General features: G+C 51.4%; 16 protein-coding genes and 9 tRNA genes. 8 read left to right on the top strand and 17 right to left on the bottom strand.

Annotation, left to right across the window (positions count from 1 at the left end; all coding sequences use genetic code 11):
* Positions 1-13 precede the first annotated feature (13 nt).
* Positions 14-475 (top strand): Fur family transcriptional regulator, encoded by a 462-nt coding sequence (locus HMPREF0494_RS09130; protein WP_007124666.1) that lies wholly within the window; start codon positions 14-16, stop codon positions 473-475.
* An 80-nt stretch (positions 476-555) separates the two neighbouring features.
* On the opposite strand, the gene HMPREF0494_RS09125 is transcribed toward HMPREF0494_RS09130, so the two are convergent.
* Complete coding sequence (locus HMPREF0494_RS09125; RefSeq protein ID WP_007124665.1) at positions 556-1,914, bottom strand: amino acid permease; 1,359 nt, start codon at positions 1,912-1,914, stop codon at positions 556-558.
* Between the two features lie 198 nt (positions 1,915-2,112).
* Between HMPREF0494_RS09125 and HMPREF0494_RS09120 the strand changes: the two genes are divergently transcribed.
* Both HMPREF0494_RS09120 and HMPREF0494_RS09115 read left to right on the top strand, forming a co-directional pair.
* Entirely contained in the window at positions 2,113-2,295 is a 183-nt protein-coding gene (locus tag HMPREF0494_RS09120) for a hypothetical protein (protein ID WP_003713855.1), read from the top strand.
* A 167-nt stretch (positions 2,296-2,462) separates the two neighbouring features.
* Complete coding sequence (locus HMPREF0494_RS09115; RefSeq protein WP_007124664.1) at positions 2,463-2,987, top strand: HdeD family acid-resistance protein; 525 nt, start codon at positions 2,463-2,465, stop codon at positions 2,985-2,987.
* Positions 2,988-3,090: 103 nt separating this feature from the next.
* Here the strand turns inward: HMPREF0494_RS09115 and HMPREF0494_RS09110 are convergent, their stop codons facing one another.
* On the bottom strand, positions 3,091-3,522 hold the full coding sequence (locus HMPREF0494_RS09110) for an Hsp20/alpha crystallin family protein (RefSeq protein WP_040459045.1): 432 nt from the start codon (positions 3,520-3,522) through the stop codon (positions 3,091-3,093).
* A gap of 292 nt (positions 3,523-3,814) precedes the next feature.
* On the opposite strand from HMPREF0494_RS09110, the gene HMPREF0494_RS09105 reads away from it, so the two are divergent.
* Positions 3,815-4,381 (top strand): L,D-transpeptidase family protein, encoded by a 567-nt coding sequence (locus HMPREF0494_RS09105; protein WP_007124662.1) that lies wholly within the window; start codon positions 3,815-3,817, stop codon positions 4,379-4,381.
* Between the two features lie 92 nt (positions 4,382-4,473).
* On the opposite strand, the gene HMPREF0494_RS09100 is transcribed toward HMPREF0494_RS09105, so the two are convergent.
* Positions 4,474-4,980 carry an acyl-CoA thioesterase gene (locus HMPREF0494_RS09100; protein ID WP_007124661.1) on the bottom strand — a complete coding sequence of 169 codons (507 nt, stop codon included), beginning with the start codon at positions 4,978-4,980 and terminating at the stop codon, positions 4,474-4,476.
* A 129-nt stretch (positions 4,981-5,109) separates the two neighbouring features.
* On the opposite strand from HMPREF0494_RS09100, the gene HMPREF0494_RS09095 reads away from it, so the two are divergent.
* From HMPREF0494_RS09095 to tdcB, 3 genes are all read left to right on the top strand, one after another.
* The gene (locus tag HMPREF0494_RS09095) at positions 5,110-6,804 is read left to right on the top strand and encodes a phosphoenolpyruvate carboxykinase (ATP) (protein ID WP_007124660.1); all 1,695 of its coding nucleotides are present in this window, start codon (positions 5,110-5,112) and stop codon (positions 6,802-6,804) included.
* A 226-nt stretch (positions 6,805-7,030) separates the two neighbouring features.
* Positions 7,031-8,134, top strand: coding sequence for an alanine dehydrogenase (locus HMPREF0494_RS09090; protein WP_040459044.1), 1,104 nt, complete (start codon positions 7,031-7,033; stop codon positions 8,132-8,134).
* 48 nt (positions 8,135-8,182) lie between these two features.
* Positions 8,183-9,214: a bifunctional threonine ammonia-lyase/L-serine ammonia-lyase TdcB gene (tdcB, locus tag HMPREF0494_RS09085; RefSeq protein WP_007124658.1), complete on the top strand. Its 1,032-nt coding sequence runs from the start codon at positions 8,183-8,185 to the stop codon at positions 9,212-9,214.
* Between the two features lie 177 nt (positions 9,215-9,391).
* Here tdcB and msrA read toward each other — a convergent pair whose 3' ends face one another.
* The 5 genes from msrA to nrdD all read right to left on the bottom strand — a co-directional run bounded on the left by msrA (position 9,392) and on the right by nrdD (position 15,170).
* Positions 9,392-9,913, bottom strand: coding sequence for a peptide-methionine (S)-S-oxide reductase MsrA (gene msrA / locus HMPREF0494_RS09080; RefSeq protein WP_007124657.1), 522 nt, complete (start codon positions 9,911-9,913; stop codon positions 9,392-9,394).
* Positions 9,914-10,401: 488 nt separating this feature from the next.
* Positions 10,402-11,073: an aggregation-promoting factor gene (apf, locus tag HMPREF0494_RS09075; RefSeq protein ID WP_007124656.1), complete on the bottom strand. Its 672-nt coding sequence runs from the start codon at positions 11,071-11,073 to the stop codon at positions 10,402-10,404.
* Between the two features lie 336 nt (positions 11,074-11,409).
* Positions 11,410-12,318, bottom strand: a complete 909-nt coding sequence (locus HMPREF0494_RS09070) for a SufD family Fe-S cluster assembly protein (RefSeq protein WP_007124655.1) — start codon at positions 12,316-12,318, stop codon at positions 11,410-11,412.
* A 12-nt stretch (positions 12,319-12,330) separates the two neighbouring features.
* Positions 12,331-12,918, bottom strand: a complete 588-nt coding sequence (gene nrdG / locus HMPREF0494_RS09065; RefSeq protein ID WP_007124654.1) for an anaerobic ribonucleoside-triphosphate reductase activating protein — start codon at positions 12,916-12,918, stop codon at positions 12,331-12,333.
* A gap of 14 nt (positions 12,919-12,932) precedes the next feature.
* Positions 12,933-15,170 (bottom strand): anaerobic ribonucleoside-triphosphate reductase, encoded by a 2,238-nt coding sequence (gene nrdD / locus HMPREF0494_RS09060; RefSeq protein WP_007124653.1) that lies wholly within the window; start codon positions 15,168-15,170, stop codon positions 12,933-12,935.
* Positions 15,171-15,562: 392 nt separating this feature from the next.
* Here nrdD and HMPREF0494_RS11505 point away from each other — a divergent pair, with 392 nt between their 5' ends.
* Positions 15,563-15,763, top strand: a complete 201-nt coding sequence (locus HMPREF0494_RS11505) for a hypothetical protein (protein WP_148466477.1) — start codon at positions 15,563-15,565, stop codon at positions 15,761-15,763.
* 240 nt (positions 15,764-16,003) lie between these two features.
* Here HMPREF0494_RS11505 and HMPREF0494_RS09050 read toward each other — a convergent pair.
* The 9 genes from HMPREF0494_RS09050 to HMPREF0494_RS09010 form a co-directional block, all read right to left on the bottom strand.
* Positions 16,004-16,088 (bottom strand) — tRNA-Leu (locus HMPREF0494_RS09050).
* 14 nt (positions 16,089-16,102) lie between these two features.
* Positions 16,103-16,173, bottom strand: a tRNA-Cys gene (locus HMPREF0494_RS09045).
* A gap of 46 nt (positions 16,174-16,219) precedes the next feature.
* Positions 16,220-16,294: transfer RNA gene (locus HMPREF0494_RS09040), tRNA-His, on the bottom strand.
* A gap of 17 nt (positions 16,295-16,311) precedes the next feature.
* Positions 16,312-16,382 (bottom strand) — tRNA-Trp (locus HMPREF0494_RS09035).
* Positions 16,383-16,387: 5 nt separating this feature from the next.
* Positions 16,388-16,470: transfer RNA gene (locus tag HMPREF0494_RS09030), tRNA-Tyr, on the bottom strand.
* A 5-nt stretch (positions 16,471-16,475) separates the two neighbouring features.
* Positions 16,476-16,548 (bottom strand) — tRNA-Phe (locus HMPREF0494_RS09025).
* 33 nt (positions 16,549-16,581) lie between these two features.
* A tRNA-Val gene (locus tag HMPREF0494_RS09020) sits at positions 16,582-16,654 on the bottom strand.
* Positions 16,655-16,659: 5 nt separating this feature from the next.
* Positions 16,660-16,731: transfer RNA gene (locus HMPREF0494_RS09015), tRNA-Glu, on the bottom strand.
* Between the two features lie 4 nt (positions 16,732-16,735).
* Positions 16,736-16,827: transfer RNA gene (locus HMPREF0494_RS09010), tRNA-Ser, on the bottom strand.
* Between the last annotated feature and the right edge of the window lie 42 nt (positions 16,828-16,869).

Genomic DNA, 16,869 nt, shown 5'->3' with positions numbered 1-16,869 from the left:
AGGAGAACTGCTCATGGCGGAAGCTGAATTTGACCGGGCACTCGACCTATTGCGCAAACACAAGGTTCGGCTAACCCCCCAACGAAAAACAATTCTGGACTACCTCATTAACCACCACACCCACCCCAGCGTAGAGATGATTTACGCCGACTTAAAAGACCAGGTCGACAATATCAGTATGGCAACGGTCTACAACACCATCAAGCTCTTCGTTGACTACAACCTGGTCATTGAGCTGAAAAACGGTGATGGCAGTACCCACTACGACTACTTTGGCCGTCCCCACTACCACGTTGTCTGTGACAGCTGCGGCAAGATTACCGACGTCTTTGACGAACACTTTTCTGAAATCACCAAGGAGCTGTCCGCAATGACCCGGGAAAAGACCCATTATCTCGTAACTGGTAGTAACATTGAGATTCATGGCTTATGTCCCGACTGCCAGCGCAAGCTTCATTTAAATCAGACCTTATAGGGGCTGGGCACCGACCCAGTCTTTCTTATTTTTAAACTAAAAACCAGCGGCGCAACGTAATCCACCGCTGGTTAGTCATTTTAATCGTTTTTCGTCCGGGACGGCTGGCTAAGCGAGGCCACCCCCAGGACGGCAAACCAAATCAGGGTCAAGAGCAGCGCAATCAGCGTCTGCTTTTCAAAGCAGAGCACGACCATCACGAAGGCGAGGAATAACAGGACCAGCCAATCCGTCACCGGCGCACCCGGCATTTTAAACCGGCGGTCAGTCGGGTGCAGCTTAATAAAGCGCAAGTGCGCGCCAATAATCGCCGCCCAGATAAAGAGAAAGCTGGTCGTCGCGATGCTGGAAACCAAAGTAAAGACCTCCCCCGGCATCGTTAAGTTAAGGATCGCCGCCAGACCAATCACCGCTGCCGAAACGGCCACGGCCCGGGCCGGTACCTGGTTCTTTGACAGGTGGGAAAGACGGCGGATGGCCGGCCGGTGGGCATTTGAGGTCAGCTCCGCCAGCATCCGGCCGGTCGTGTAGAGCGAGCTATTACAGGCGGAAGCCGCCGCGGTAATCACCACGAAGTTAACTAGGCTCGCCGCCCCCCGTAAACCCGCGTCACGAAAGACCAGCACGAAGGGACTGTTCGTCGGTGACAGGCGGTTCCATGGATAAATACACATAATTACCGCCAACGCACCGATATAAAAGAGCAGGATCCGGATGGGAATACCGTTGATCGCCTTTGGAATCACCTGCCGCGGGTTTTCCGCCTCCGCGGCTGTGACCCCCACCATCTCGATGCCGACAAAGGCAAAGACAACCATTTGAAAGGACATCACGAAGCCCTTCCAGCCGGTCGCGAAGAAGCCATTATAGGCAAAGAGGTTTGCCGGTGACGCCACGTAACCGCCCCGGGAGCGGAACTGGATGACCATCATAAAAATCCCCACGGCAATCAAGACGAGGATCGCAATAATTTTAATCAGGGCAAACCAGAATTCGATTTCCCCAAAGACGTTCACGGTGATCAAATTAAGGCATAAAAAGATCAGGAGGGTAATCAAGCCCGGCACCCACTGGGGAAGCTCCGGCAGCCAGATCTGGATGTAGAGCCCGATTGCAGTGATTTCCGCCATCGCCAGCGCGAGCCAGCAGGCCCAGTACGCCCAGCCGGTAATGAAACTAACCCGCCTGCCCAGGTAGTCCCGGATGGCTTCCATGAAGGAGCGGTACTTGAGGTTGGCCATCAGCAGCTCACCCAACGCCCGCATAATTCCAAAACAGATCATCCCCGTAATCAGGTAGGCTAGCAGAATCGCCGGACCTGCCATCCGAATCGCCTTTCCAGAACCCAGAAACAGTCCGGTCCCGATCGTTCCGCCTAGCGCCATCAGCTGGATGTGCCGGCTCTTGAGGCTCCTCTTCATCCCTTGTTGCTTATTCATCTTTGTAATTCTCCTATGGTTGTTACTTGGGGTTGCTTGAACCCGCATTTTTAACCCGTAAATTGTGAACCCTCATTGTATACCCAATTGCCACTCCTGCACAAGCGCTTTCCAGACATGACAAAGTAACCAGCTACCAGCAAAGAAATTCGCCGCACCAGGGAAAAGTCTGGTAAACTTAGGGACGAGGTGAGAGAAATGATTTCAAATGAACAACGTGCTCACGATATTGCGGTGGCCCTCGTCCAGGCCAATGCTAAAGACCTCGAACCGCTCGAAGCGTACCACCGCTACGTCAACTACCTGGTTCCCCTGCTCAAGGAAATCGACAAAGACTTTCCGCACGGGATCCGGGAACACCTGGGACAGCACGACGAATAACGATTGGGGAGCTGTGACGAAACCGCGTTTTGACGCAGCTCCCTGTTTTAGTTTTAAATATTATCAACCGTGAAAAATTATACCAAGTTGTTCTTCAGCAGGAAGTTTGTTTTAAAATATAATTTAGTTTATGATTAAACCGATTACACTAAGAAAGGAAGTTGACTATGTTTACTGAACACAAAAAGGGCTTCGACTGGTTCAGCCTGGTCCTCGGGATTTTATTCGTGATCGCTGGCATCGTCTCGTTTGCCCATCCCGATAAGACAATGCACCTGTTGGCAATCCTAGTTGGAATTGCCTTCATCCTCCGGGGAATCTACGAATTATGGTTCCGAAACTTCATCAACAATACCTTGGGCGAAAGCACCGGCTGGATTATCTTTATTGCAATTTTAGATATTATTTTAGGAATTTTCGTATTGGCCTGGCCTAATTTCGGGATCCTGTACTTGGCAATCCTCTTTGCGGTCTGGTTCATCATCGACTCACTGGCAATGATTCGTGGCGCCAAGTTCTTCAGGGAATTCCATCGCGGTTACGCTACCTGGTTAGTAATTTTAGGCATCATCAGCCTGATCCTGGGGATTATTCTCCTGTTTAGCCCGTTGCTGTCAGCAATCACCGTTGTTTGGCTAGTTTCCGTCATGCTAATGGTCTTTGGAATCATGCACATTATCCAAGCATTCTAGTGTCTGGGAGGTTGATCCAGCGCTAAGAATAAGAAGGGGGTCCAACGTTCGGCTTTGCCGGACGCTGGACCCCTTCTTGCGTATACACTATTACCGGGTCGCTTTATTCAATATCAATCCGCGTATCGTTCTTGTCACTGGCCTGCAGCTTTGGCAGGTCCAGTGTCAAAACCCCGTTCTCATACTGAGCCTTAACGGCACTCCGGTCAACATCCGGTAGCCGGTACTGCCGGCTCATCTGGCCATAACGGCGTTCCGTGTGGAGAATGTTGCCCTTTTGGTCGCTCTCGTCGGCAAAACTGTCCCGGTGGCCGGTGACGGACAAAATGTTATTAGCATAGTTAATGTGGATGTCTTTCTTATCAAAACCTGGCATATCAACCTTGACCGTGTAGCCATGGTCATTTTCGGCCACGTCGGTCTTCATATGGTCCGCGGCGGGAGTCAAGTCCGAGAAGAAGTCATCATTCATCCAGTCACGCATATTCATCAAATTGTCAAAAAGGTTGTTACGACGTTGAATTTCGTTAGCCATAATTGAATCATCCTTTCTCATTCCTTGATTACACCTTCATCATAGTCCTCTGGCCGGCGGTTGCAAGCGCCGATTAGCAGTTGGAGGTGGAAACTGCTAATTGTGTTTTGATTTTTACTGACCAATCATTATTTCCTTACTCGCCCAAGGAGTTTGTGCCGGTAAGATTTTCCACACCGTCTTTCCCGCGCGCTCTTTAATTTAAAACACATGTTAAAAAATACATATTTCATTAAGCGGGGACTATGCTAAAATGGGTTTGATTATTTTAAACCACAAGGGGTAAGCAAAAATGAGAATAAAGAAACTACTACTGCTGCTCGCAACTGGGTTCGCCGTACTCTGCTTTCTGGCTGTACCGGCGACCGCCAGCGCTGCCGACCATATGCGGACGCCAATCAACTATCGCAAGTCGTCCGAAACGGTCCCCTACCCCGATATTAACAAGCTGAAGGATCCCTGGATCAAGGTCAGCATTGCCCGAAACCGGGTCTACATCATGGATGGGCATAAGTGCGTCTACACCATGTACGCCAGCGCCGGCAAATACGAAACCAAAAACGGCAAGCGGGTCAGTACAACGCCAACCGGGACTTTTGCCATCCAAGACGCCCGAGGCGACAGCTTTTACAACCCGGCGGTCAAATGCGGTGCCAACAACTACGTTTCCTGGCACGACAACGGTTCCTACCTCTTCCACAGCGTACCAACCGATAAGGACGGTCACTACATCAAGGCAGAGGCGGCTAAGTTGGGGAAAAGCACCGCGCCGCATGGTTGCATCCGCCTCTCCGTCCCTGATTCTAAATGGATGATGAACGTTCCAGCCGGCACCAAGGTGGTTGTCCAAAAAGACTAGCCCACCATGCCCCCGTAGAACAGCACGTCAATAAGCTATTATCTAACAGCGGGCTGGCCGCCTCCGAAGTGGAGATGGTCAGCCCGCTGGTTCTATTCCCAAGGCTTATCAATCTTGATCGCTGCTAATAGCTCCCGCTGGTGGTCCCGGTTGGCAGCCCGCTGGTCCCGCCGCTGCTCATAACCGGCAATTAACGCCCGCTGTTCAGCGTTTTCCGCAACCAGCCCATCATACTTAACCGCTTCGGCCGGATCCTGGATCACGTAGGTCATAAAACAGGTAAAGCCCAAGAAGCGCTCACCCGTCCGGAGGTGCTCACCAATCACCTTCACAAACACTTCGAGTGAACGGTGCCCAATCCCGGTGACGTAGGCCTCCATACACATTGAATCTTGCAGGCGGAAGGGTTTGAGGAACTGGACATGGTCCATCGCCGCGGTCACCACCGTTGCCCGGGTCACCCGCATCGCTGCGACCGATGCTTCCCCATCTACCAATTCCAAGAGCCGGCCACCGAAAACCGTTCCGTGCTCATTTAAGTCGGCGTTAAAAACCCGGTGGATCGAGACCGATAGTGTTTCTTTACAATTTATTTTCATCCCATGAAACCCCTTCCACAATTAGTTACTACCTATTTTACCACAATGGGATAAATATGAGATTTTTCTCACCAGCTATTTAAAAGTAGCTTATAATAGAAGCAAGGCTATAAGAAAGGATTGAGACAAATGGCTAAGCAAGAAAAAGTTCAAACCCCATCGCTATACGTAAACACCGATGCGGGCGTCGCATTGTTAAATCTAAGTCAAGCATATTATAAGGACACCTATTCACTGGTCAACAGTGACGAATTATTGGAAATCATCAAGCTCTACCTCGATTCCAAGAACCCCGAGTACGATGATGACGCCTTCGATAACGCCACCCCAACCCAGTACGTAAGTGTCCTCAAAAAGATCCTGATCGACGACGACAGCGCTTTTGATAAGTACGATCCAAAAGATATTTTGGCCAGCGTCGAAGAATTATATTCTTTCTACCGGTCCCTGCTCCGGGTAACGGTAATTAACTACAACAATAGCAAGATTGCCGGTAACGAATTCAAGATGATCGACGGTCACCTTAACGACCTGATTCGGGAAGCCTACCGGGTCGTTGAAGAAAAGCTCCAGGGCTACCCTAACCAAACTTACCGGCAGGTTAACGCCGGCTCCAACGCCTCCATGCTGGTCCAGCCCCACGACTGGCCAATTCCCGCCGGCTATGACCAGCTGCGGGACATCGACTTCATCGATACCGTCATGCTCCGGCCGCCGATGATGATGCACACCAAGAGTAATAAGCGTGAAGGGGTTTTCTCCGCGGTGGACGAGAACCCGATCAAGCGCTTCCACGGGCAAAAGGGACAGTGGTACTGCTATCCAGCCAAGATTGGGGAAAGCCTGGCCTACATTTACTTCAACGTTGATTACTTGGTAAACGGAATCGCCCTTTCCAACCTCTTCCAATTAGCCCGGCCCGATGAAGTTCAGGGACAAAAGCCCGACTTGATCCTCCTCTTTGGCCTGAAAGAAACGGAAGGCATGGTTTCCCACTATTACCACGATACTGACAATGACATCTGGGTCGGCGAAGTGCCGTACACGGACAAGACTACCTACTTCGGCTATATGAAGAAGATGTGCCTGACCCTGCACAACCTGCACCAAATTTACAGTGGCCGCCTGCCAATTCACGGTTCCATGCTCCGGGTCCGCTTTACCAACGGCAAGGAAAAGAACGTGGTCTTCTTTGGCGATTCCGGCGCCGGCAAGTCCGAATCGATTGAAGCCATGCAGGAAATCGCCGACGACAAGATCGTCGACATGGAAACCATCTTTGATGACATGGGCAGCTTTGCGATTGGCGAAGACGGCAAGGTCTACGCCCAAGGAACCGAAACCGGGGCCTTCGTCCGGCTTGACGACCTGTCCAGCGCCGTCGCCTTTAACAACATGGACCGGGGGGTCTACCTCAATCCGGAGCTCTCCAACGCCCGGGTTATCATTCCCGCCGACACCTACGAAAACGTCATCAAACACCACCCGATTGATATGTGGGTTTACGCTAACAACTACGATGATAAGGTGGGGATCCACCGCTTTGACAACGAAGACGAAGCTAAGCAGGTCTTTGTTGCTGGTAAGCGGAAGGCCCTCGGAACAACTGACGAGGTGGGGATGAGTACCACCTTCTTCGCCAACCCGTTTGGTCCCGTTCAAGAGGAAGAAAAGACGAAGCCGATTATCGACAAAGTCTTTGGGAAGCTCTTTAACGACGGCGTTTACGTCGGTGAAGTCTACACCCACCTGGGGAACGACAAGTCTAAGGAGGCCCTGCACGAATCTGCTCGGGAACTGCTCGATGTCTTAATGAACAACTAGCATCGCTAAACCGGAAGAGCTGTTAAATATTCTAACTTAGGCTAAGGCAAGGCGCCGATATAATATCGGCACCTCGCCTTTTTGTTTATCCTTAATTTTTCCACCCCGTCCCCGTAAGCCAAATTAGTAAATTTTAATAAAATTTCAATAAACTATTTACTTATTCTTAATGTTCATGAATAATAAAGGGGTACTCAAAAGAAAAGGGAGGTTTTCGAGTATGAGTATGACAATTGCTGTTATTAAGGAACAAAAGGAAGGCGAAGGCCGGGTTGCTGCTACCCCGCACAACGTTGCGGAAATGGTTAAGGCCGGCAACACCGTTCTCGTAGAAACCAACGCCGGAGCTGGTTCAGGCTTTGACGATGCTGAATACGAGAAGGCTGGCGCCAAGATCGTTTCACACGAAGACGGTTGGAAGGCTGACCTGGTAATCAAGGTTAAGGAACCAGACGCCGAAGAATACAAGTACTTCCGGAAGGGCCAAGTTGTTTGGGGCTTCCAACACCTTGCATCTTCCAAGCCAACTGTTGAGGCTATGATGAAGGCGGGCACTACTGCCATTGGTGCTGAAACCATTGTTAAGGATGGCAAGCTGGAATTGCTTTCTGCGATGAGTCACATTGCGGGCCGGCGTTCCGTAATCATGGGTGCCTACTACCTGGAAGCACAGCACGGTGGTGAAGGGATCCTATTACCAGGAACCGCTGAAGTACCGGCTGGCAACGTTGTTATCTTTGGTGGTGGGAACGCCGCGATTGCTGCTGCGGACTTAGCACTTGGGATGAACTGCTCGGTTGTAATTATTGAAAAGAACCCCGAGCGGATTAAGGAACTGGAAAAGCAATACGCCGGCAAGAACCTGCGGGTGGTTGAATCGAACGAAGAAAACCTGGCTAAGGAAATCAAGGATGCCGACCTGTTTATTTCAACGATTCTGATTCCAGGTGCCCGTCCACCGAAGCTGGTTAAGGAATACATGGTTAAGTCAATGAAGAAGGGCAGTGTCATTGCTGACGTTGCCATTGATCAAGGTGGAACTGTTGAAACCATCGACCACCCAACTACCATTGATGACCCAGTATTTACCAAGTATGGCGTAATTCATTACGCTGTTCCTAACCAACCAGGTGCCGTTCCACGGACTGCTACGATGGCGCTGGCTGCTGGTAACTTGGACTACCTTCTGGAAATCGCTGACAAGGGTATTGATGAGGCTATTAAGTCTGATGAATCCTTGAAGAGTGGGGTCAACGTTTACGAAGGTAAGGTTACTAACAAGGGCTTGGCAGATTCTCTTGACCTGCCTTACACTGAGTTGGATCTTTAATCTTAGCTTGGCTGTCGCTTCGGTTTACTAATTTTGGAGGTTAGTATTATGGCTACAAACGATGTTGTCGCACAGACAGAAGACATTTTAAACATTAAAGATATTGAAGACGCCAAGGCTACTATCAGTAAATATGCTCGGAAAACACCTCTGATTCAATCAATGTTCTTGAGCCGGCAGGTTGCGGATGCCAACGTCTTCCTCAAACTGGAAGATATGCAGCTGACTGGTTCCTTTAAGTTCCGGGGAGCTAACAACCGGATGCAGCACTTATCAAAGGAAGAAGCAGAGCGTGGGGTTATTACTGCTTCTGCCGGTAACCACGCCCAAGGGGTGGCATTAAGTGGTAAGCTCTTAGGTATCGACACAACTGTTGTTATGCCAGATGAAGCACCAATGATGAAGCGGGCTGCTACTGCTGGTTACGGTGCTGAAGTTGATATTCACGGGGCTACCTTCGATGACGCACACGAATGGATGTTTGAACGTGCTAAGAAGGAAGGCAAGACCATCGTTGACCCGTTTAACGACAAGTACGTAATGGCTGGTCAAGGGACGATTGGTCTGGAAATCCTTGAAGACCTGTGGAACGTTGACACCGTCTTGGTTCCAGTTGGTGGCGGTGGCTTGATGGCTGGGATCGTTACGGCCCTCAAGTCCTTCAACCCTGGGATCCACGTTGTCGGTGTCCAATCCGAAAACGTCCACGGGATGGCCGAATCGGTTAACAAGGGCAAGCTGACCTATCACCACGATGACTTCACCCTGGCTGATGGGACGGACGTTGCGATGCCGGGATCGCTGACCTACCCAATCGTTGACAAGCTAGTCGACGAAATTGTCCTGGTCAGCGAAGACGAGATCGCGCAGGCGATGAAGGACTTGATGCAACGAACTAAGATCTTCGCCGAAGGGGCCGGGGCATTGCCAACCGCCGCTCTTGAAGCACACAAGGTTGATGATAAGTACATCAAGGGGAAGAACGTGGTTGGCCTGGTATCCGGTGGTAATGTTGACCTGGACCGGGTATCCCACATTATCGATCAGTTCCTAACGCCGGCTGAGAAAAGCGTTGGCTAATCGACAGGCAAAGCGGATTGCTTTAATTGCTGCTGGCACGACGCCGTGTCTGCCAGCTTATCGTTTCCTGAGCTCTTTCGAGATTTTACTGAGGAGCCATTTCGTTCAAATTGACCCCGAGTGCGGCACAGTCGCGCTCGGGGTCATTAATATTTTCTGCCTGCTCACGAAGTCCCGTTACTCCGTCCAGTGTTCCTGGCGAAATTGGGCCCGCCCGGCCGCCTCCTCCGCGGCAAAACGCTCTGGGTTCTTCTTATAGAACTGCTGATGGCCGTCCTCGGCCAGGTAGAACGGCTGGGCAGCTTCAATCTGGGTAACGATGGGCTCGGCAAAGCGGCCGCTCTCTGCCAAGCGTTTCTTTGAGGCTTCAGCGATCCGCCGCTGCTCCTGATCCTTCACGAAGATTACCGGCCGGTAGTTGTCACCCCGGTCTTGAAACTGTCCCATCGCGTCCGTTGGGTCCGTCTGCTGCCAGTAAATGCTTACCAAGTCGTCGTAGGAGACCACGGCCGGATCAAAGCTAATCCGTACCGCCTCCGTGTGCCCCGTCGTCCCGGACTTAACCTGTTGATAGCTTGGGTTCGGAACGTGGCCGCCGGTATACCCTGATTCTACCTTGATAATTCCCGGATACGTGTCGAAGGGCTGGACCATGCACCAAAAGCACCCGCCCGCAAAAATTGCTGTCTCGATACTCATTGTTAGTTCCCCTTTCGTTCCTTAACTATGACTACACATCGGCTGATTCACGGTTTGGCTGACCTGCCTCCTCTGCACCGTCCCCTTTCCTAACAAAAAACGTCCCGAAAAGCAGTGCTCACCTGCTCTTCGGGACGTTAAATTCAACGTGTTACCACCCGGGTTTAACTGGGCCTCACAGCCCACTCCTCATTGAGTACTAGCATACTCAGACCTGATATCGAGGTCACCCCGCACGGTCGCTTGCCAACTAACTCACCACCGTGAATCGCTCCCAGACCATCTTCACTATCCCTAACCGGACGGGCTCTCACCGCCCCCCGCTCTCTGGACCAGTCAATGAATAGCTACTCATCTTTTCTCAGCGTTTTATAATTTGATTGTCATCATCATATAACAAAGTCGGCGGAGGGTCAACTCTATTTAACAAAAAGAGGACGGCACAGTGCCATCCCCTTGCAATTAATTTTCAAGTTAATTAGTTAATTTTAGTACCAGCCGTGTGATTGCCAGAATGCCTGTGCGGCAGTCCAAGAACCGTAGCGGTTTGCGACGTACTGGTCAGCAACCCGTTCCTGGTTGGCGGCTGAGTAGTCTCCGTTCAGGTAGGAAGCGGATAATTGGTACTTACCAATGTATTGACCATTGGTTGCGCCGTAGTTGCCACCAGATTCACGAGCAGCGATCCAGGCCTTTGCCGCAGCGTCACTACCAGCTACACTAGAAGTGTAGTTAGAAGCAGCGGCATTCGCGGACTGGGTCGTAGCAGTGGCCGGAGCGGCTTGTTGAGCCTGACCCGCAGCCTGCTGTGCTTGGCCCGCAGCCGGTGCCTGACTTGCAGCAGCCTGGTTGGTGCCGTTAGAACTTGGCAGGGTCGCAATTTCTGCTTGCGTTGCCGGTGCCACTTCACCATTATCCTTCACCACTAACTTTTGCCCGACGTAAATCAGGTTCTTGTTAGCAATGTTGTTAGAAGAAGCTAAAGTGTCGACAAAATTCAAATCATGACCGAACTTGTAGGAAATTCCTGATAAAGTATCGCCACTTTGCACCGTGTAAATTGAATCTGCATTTGCAGTCGTCGCGGTAGCAATGGTTCCTAAAGCAACGGCACCAGCAACAGCAGCGGTAATTTTTGCGATGTGTTTAGATAACTTCATAGAGATAAAATCCCATCCTTTTCAAATTTTTGCTTTCGACATATTTTCTAAGAAACGATTGATATCAATCAACAGTTAATACTATAACGCTTCGAGGTTACACCACAATTACCCCCAATTTTCAATTTCTGCTCACTGGTAATAATCCGTAATATAGGCCATTAAAAGCGGGTCGCAGACGCTGACTAAGTGCGCCAGCACAGCCTTTGCGGCACCCGCTGGCATGGCAGGGATCTGTAATAAAGGCGCGAAAAAAGTGGTAAAAATCAGTTGGAAACGCTGATTTTTACCACTTCAAATACTTAATTGACAGAGTTTGTAACACAGCAGTAACAATTAATAACTGCCGATCCGTGATTGCGGCCAATTTGCCGCCGTTGATTTTTTAATCACCGTACTCTTCAGGGGGAGCGGTTCTCCAGAGCTGGTCTGAAATGGGGCCAGTTTAACCCGTCCCCGTCCCTGGTCATTGACGTAGGTCGTCATGTCGGCACGGCTGCCCCGACCAAAACCATCGGCAACCGGGCGCCAGTCAATCTGACCGGTTCTGCCAGGATCAAGCACAGCCGTCGTTGTCCAAGTGCTGGCATCCCCATCGAGGAAGTCACTGGCGCTAACCGTGACCGCCCCCTCGTTGGCCACCACCAAGTTAAGCTTCAGTCTGGCCGCGTGGGCCTGGTAGGCATGGAGCGCCGTGTAGACCGCTGGCGCCCGCAAGTCGTTAGCCTGGCGGTAATCCACTACAGCACCCGCCCCCAGCAGGACTTCGGTAGCGGCAAACAGGCCCTGGGCGCTTTTAATCATTAGCCGTTCCTCAATGGTCACCCGGCTCCGGGCACCCACGATAATCACGTTATGCGGATTGGTTAAACTTCCCCGCCCCGTAAGCTCAATCGGTGCGGTTAAACGGCAGTCGTCAGGTACGTAGATGAACTGGCCGCCATCAATGTTTGCAAGGTGGCCGGCAAAGAGCTGGTTGCCCTGCCAGCGAAGCGCCTTTTCCATTAAGTTTTCCTGCAAAAGTTCGGAATAGTCGCGAACCGCCGCTTCCAGGGGAAGGGCCGTATAAGTTCCCCGGTGGTGCAGCCAGCCCTCCCCACCTTGGTCAGGCTGGGTGGTCTTTTGCCAGGGCAGCCACTTTTCTTGCCCCGGGAGTACGGGGAACCGCTTCTGTAAAAGCGAGGCCAGCTGACGCTTTTTCTGCAGCCAGCCGGGCTCCGCTCCCCAATTCTGCTTGCTTGTCATCCAGCGGCCTCCCTAGTGAACCAGCTTATCCCAGAGCACAACCTGCCCCTGATCCAGTGACTTGGGGACGTCAATGATCCGCTGGTTGGCACTCCCCCGAAACTGGAGGGTTAAGTCCTTTTGGGCCAGCAAGAAGCGGCCGTCGACAAGGATATCGATGTTATGCAGCAGCTCCAGCTTATCAGCGGACTCCTTTTGCAGTTCTTCCCAAGTATAGCCCGACCAGGACCAGATATCCTTGTGGTGCCCAAACTCCTTACGCAGGCGGTGGACCAGCTTGAGACAGACCTGGGTGTTGAGGAAGGGTTCGCCCCCCAGGAGGGTCAGCCCCTGAACGTAGCTTTGCGACAGGTCTTCCATAATCTGGTCTTCCAGCTCTGGCGTGTAGGGCTGACCATAATGGAAGTTTTGGGCGGCCTTATTGTAGCAGCCCGGGCAGTTAAACAGGCAACCGCTGACGTAAATGCTGCACCGCACGCCTTCACCATCAACAAAGTTAAAGGGTTTATAGTCAGCAATGTATTGCAGGGAATGCTCCGCTGCGAGCCATTCCTGCGGCTGGGGATTTCGCGGTAACCGTTGGCGTTTTTGTTCTTCCATCGAATCCCCTCCTGCTAAATCTGCTGACCCTTAATAGCAGCGTGGTCCGCCCGCGAGTCGCACTGCCGGGCCGCTTCAAAGGCTGCCGCATGTTTAATCATCGACGGACTCATGTGCTTTTCCCGGTGGACAATTTCCTCGTGCCGGCCGTGAACCATTGGCCGGGCCTGCGGGTTGCCGAGGTAGCCGCAAGTCCGTTTAACCACGTCACAGGTTGCCGGGTCGGAGTTACCACACTGGGGACACTTAAAGCCGCGCGCGGTGGCTTTAAATTCACCCTTAAAGCCGCACTTGAAGCACTGGTCGATTGAGGTATTGGTACCGAGGTAGCCGACGTGGTCGTAGGCCCAGTCCCAGACCGCTTCTAGCGCCTTCGGGTTTTGCCGCAGGTTCGGGTACTCGCAATAGTGGATAAAGCCCCCGGCCGCCTGGTAGGGAAAGTCCTCTTCAAATTCCAGTTTTTCAAACGGGGTCGGGTGCTTCCGGACATCGTAGTGGAAACTATTCGTGTAGTATTCCTTATCGGTGACGTTGGCGACCCGGCCAAACTTCTTAAGATCATCCTGGCAGAAGGTGTCGGTCAAGGATTCTGCTGGCGTGGAATACAGGCTAAAGTGGTAGCCCTCTTCGTCCTCCCACTTGGCACAGAGGTCGTGCATCGTTTTGGTAATTGAAACCGCAAAGTCATGGGCCTCCTGATTGTGCTCCCAGTTGGGACCATAGAAAGTCGTGCAGACCTCATAGAGCCCGATGTAGCCGAGGGAAATCGTTGCCCGGCTGTTCTTAAAGACTTCGTCGACGCTATCGGTCTTCTTCAGCCGCTTGCCAAAGGCCCCGTACATATAAAGCAGGGGGGCGTTTTCCGGCTTAGCCTGCTTGGTCCGCTTAATCCGGTAATCCAAGGCCAGTTTGCAGAGCTTCATCTTTTCTTGGAAGATTTCCCAGAACAGCCGCTTGTCACCGTGAGCCTCTAGGGCAATCCGCGGTAGGTTAACGGTAACGACACCCAGGTTGAGCCGCCCGGAGTTTACCTCCTTGCCGGTGTCCGGGTCCGTCCAGCCTTGTAAGAAGGAACGGCAGCCCATCGGCGTCTTGAAGCTCCCCGTGATCTCCTTGATCTTGTCGTACATCAACAGGTCAGGGTACATCCGCTTGGTGGAACATTCCAGGGCCAGCTGCTTGATATCGTAGTTCGGGTCCCCGGGGTTCAAATTAAGTCCCCGTTTAATGGTAAAGATCAGTTTAGGGAAGATCGCCGTCCGGTGTTCCTTGCCCAGACCCTTAATCCGAATTTGCAAAATCGCCCGTTGAATTTCGCGGGAAATCCAGGACGTCCCCAGGCCAAAGTTAATGGTGGTAAACGGGGTTTGCCCCTGGCTGGAATAGAGGGTGTTAATCTCGTATTCCAGGGCCTGCATCGCGTCGTAAATGTCCTTCTTGGTCTTTTCCCGGGCGAATTCTTCCCGCTTGTCCGGAGCAATCCACTTTTTCGCGTCCGCCATGTGCTTTTCATAGTTGATCTTGGCGTAAGGTTCTAAGAGCTGGTCAACCCGGTTGGCAGAGCAGCCCCCGTATTGCAGGGAGGCCACGTTAGCGATAATCTGCGACATCTGGGCCGTCGCGGTCTGGATTGACCGGGGGGAAGAAACCCAGGCGTTGCCAATCTTGAAGCCGTGCTTGAACATCTCGTCAAAGTCAATCAGACAGCAGTTGGTTTCCGGCGTAACCGGGGAGTAGTCCAGGTCGTGCCAGTGAAGATCGCCACGGAGGTGAGCCTTCGCAACCACTTCCGGCAGCATCCGTAAACCGAGGGCTCGGCTGACGACCCCCGCCTCGAGGTCCCGCTGGGTGTTGAAAACCCGGCTGTCCTTATTGGCATTCTCATGGACAACCGTGTCTTTCCGCCCAAAGAGTTGCTCCAGCTTGTACTGTGGATTCGTGGCCTCGGCAAAGGCTTCTTCGTCCGCCTGCCGATAATCACGGTACTGCTTGGCCAGGTCATCGTGGCCAGCCATCCGCAGTCCTTCTACAAACAAATCGGCAATCGTGGTGGTCCGAACCTCCTTGTTCCCCATCAGAGCATTGAAAATGGCTAGGTCAACGCTGTGCCGTGTTTGTTCGTCGGCATCCAGGGCGTCTAGGACCAAGTCGATTTTGTACGCGTAAAAGGAGCTGGGGGTCCCGTCCCGCTTGATAACCTTCAAATCCGCCAGGTTATTTAAATCTTTTTTATCAATTATTTGGACCTTCATTGTGCCGTCTCCCTTCAAAAGTTAACAGTTTATATACTAGCACAAATACAATTGGTAGAAAGGATTGACATTTTCACCCCTATATGTTGTGGTTAGTATTCAAATCACCCAGGATCCTGGTTAAACCGGTTAACTAAGTTGCACGATAAAATGAACAAATCCCCTTGGCATGGTCGATTGACCAACCACCACTCTTTTCCTGGCCGTCCCAAATTAACTTTTGCTTTATCGTTAGATATATCGAATTTTAATTTTCCCTCACATGAAAGAAACATCATTTTTTGGCAAAATAAGGGGCTAGGGGCCGCTTTTTCTGGTTTACGACAATGCTTTGGCTGACTGTTCAAACACTCACTGCGGCCCTATTTCGTAATATCAGCACCAAAATATTTGTGAGAGAGCTACTTGACCATGGCCATGGCACTGGCGAGGCCCCCATTTGGCGTCAGGGTTGCCTGATGCTTTTTAACCACGCCAGCATTGTTGGTTCCGGTCCGGCAACGATCTGTCCACTGTCCGGTGTCACCTGCGCCTTACGGACTGTTTCCGTTTATCTTAGCAAGTACCTAATCAAAGGTAAGCACGCCAAATAGTGGGTCGCATAAGACTGATCCACCACAACTAGCAGCTGCGTTGACGAAGTGCAGGTTGTTCATGACGTGTTCCTCCTAAATTTACTATGTTGAAATAATTTATTTAATCTTGGGCAATCTCTGATAATGATATACAAAAATGTACCAGCATAAATAAATTTTAAAATAAAAAACAAGCTCAAACGCTGTTACACCAGCAATTCGAGCCTGTTTAATATTAGCTGAATCAGATCTGTAAAATGCCTCCGGTGGGGGTCGAACCCACACTCCCTCAACGGGAACTGGATTTTGAGTCCAGCGCGTCTGCCAATTCCGCCACAGAGGCTTCAGCCAACTAAAAGGTGGTAATCGGATTTGAACCGATGATAAAGGTTTTGCAGACCTCTGCCTTACCACTTGGCTATACCACCAAATAGTTAAGATTGAACAGGATTAACCCTCATGTTCAACCATAAGGGCGGTATGTGGGATTTGAACCCACGCGTGCCGGACCCACAAACCGGTGTGTTAACCAAACTTCACCAATACCGCCAAAATATTCAGTTAAGCAGGGATAGTAGGAATCGAACCCACAATGACGGTTTTGGAGACCGTAGTTATACCGTTTAACTATATCCCTATAAATGGAGGAGGGTGGATTCGAACCGCCGAACCCGAAGGAACGGTTTTACAGACCGTCGCGTTTAGCCAGACTTCGCTACTCCTCCATAAATGGCGCGGGACGGAATCGAACCGCCGACACACGGAGCTTCAATCCGTTGCTCTACCAACTGAGCTACCGAGCCATCGTATATGGGTAACAACTATTTAGTTGTTAATGGAGGATACAGGGCTCGAACCTGTGACCCTCTGCTTGTAAGGCAGACGCTCTCCCAACTGAGCTAATCCTCCAAAAGTGACCCGTGCGGGATTTGAACCCACGATACCAGCGTGAAAGGCTGGTGTCTTAACCACTTGACTAACGGGTCATAACGGAGAGTAAGGGATTCGAACCCTTGATACAGGCTTTAACCCGTATACAGCATTTCCAATGCTGCTCCTTCGGCCAACTCGGACAACTCTCCAGTATCCGAACCCCGGCACAAAGCCAGGTGCCAAAGTCCGTC

The sequence above is a fragment of the Limosilactobacillus antri DSM 16041 genome, from assembly GCF_000160835.1.
GTDB lineage: Bacteria > Bacillota > Bacilli > Lactobacillales > Lactobacillaceae > Limosilactobacillus > Limosilactobacillus antri.
Note: the sequence above shows the minus strand (reverse complement) of the source record. Positions and strands in the feature narration are given on the sequence as shown.

Coding starts and splice junctions, on each gene's coding strand:
- HMPREF0494_RS09130 (WP_007124666.1), top strand. CDS start 14: ATGGCGGAAGCTGAATTTGACCGGGCACTCGACCTATTGCGCAAACAC.
- HMPREF0494_RS09125 (WP_007124665.1), bottom strand. CDS start 1,914: ATGAATAAGCAACAAGGGATGAAGAGGAGCCTCAAGAGCCGGCACATC.
- HMPREF0494_RS09120 (WP_003713855.1), top strand. CDS start 2,113: ATGATTTCAAATGAACAACGTGCTCACGATATTGCGGTGGCCCTCGTC.
- HMPREF0494_RS09115 (WP_007124664.1), top strand. CDS start 2,463: ATGTTTACTGAACACAAAAAGGGCTTCGACTGGTTCAGCCTGGTCCTC.
- HMPREF0494_RS09110 (WP_040459045.1), bottom strand. CDS start 3,522: ATGGCTAACGAAATTCAACGTCGTAACAACCTTTTTGACAATTTGATG.
- HMPREF0494_RS09105 (WP_007124662.1), top strand. CDS start 3,815: ATGAGAATAAAGAAACTACTACTGCTGCTCGCAACTGGGTTCGCCGTA.
- HMPREF0494_RS09100 (WP_007124661.1), bottom strand. CDS start 4,980: ATGAAAATAAATTGTAAAGAAACACTATCGGTCTCGATCCACCGGGTT.
- HMPREF0494_RS09095 (WP_007124660.1), top strand. CDS start 5,110: ATGGCTAAGCAAGAAAAAGTTCAAACCCCATCGCTATACGTAAACACC.
- HMPREF0494_RS09090 (WP_040459044.1), top strand. CDS start 7,031: ATGACAATTGCTGTTATTAAGGAACAAAAGGAAGGCGAAGGCCGGGTT.
- tdcB (WP_007124658.1), top strand. CDS start 8,183: ATGGCTACAAACGATGTTGTCGCACAGACAGAAGACATTTTAAACATT.
- msrA (WP_007124657.1), bottom strand. CDS start 9,913: ATGAGTATCGAGACAGCAATTTTTGCGGGCGGGTGCTTTTGGTGCATG.
- apf (WP_007124656.1), bottom strand. CDS start 11,073: ATGAAGTTATCTAAACACATCGCAAAAATTACCGCTGCTGTTGCTGGT.
- HMPREF0494_RS09070 (WP_007124655.1), bottom strand. CDS start 12,318: ATGACAAGCAAGCAGAATTGGGGAGCGGAGCCCGGCTGGCTGCAGAAA.
- nrdG (WP_007124654.1), bottom strand. CDS start 12,918: ATGGAAGAACAAAAACGCCAACGGTTACCGCGAAATCCCCAGCCGCAG.
- nrdD (WP_007124653.1), bottom strand. CDS start 15,170: ATGAAGGTCCAAATAATTGATAAAAAAGATTTAAATAACCTGGCGGAT.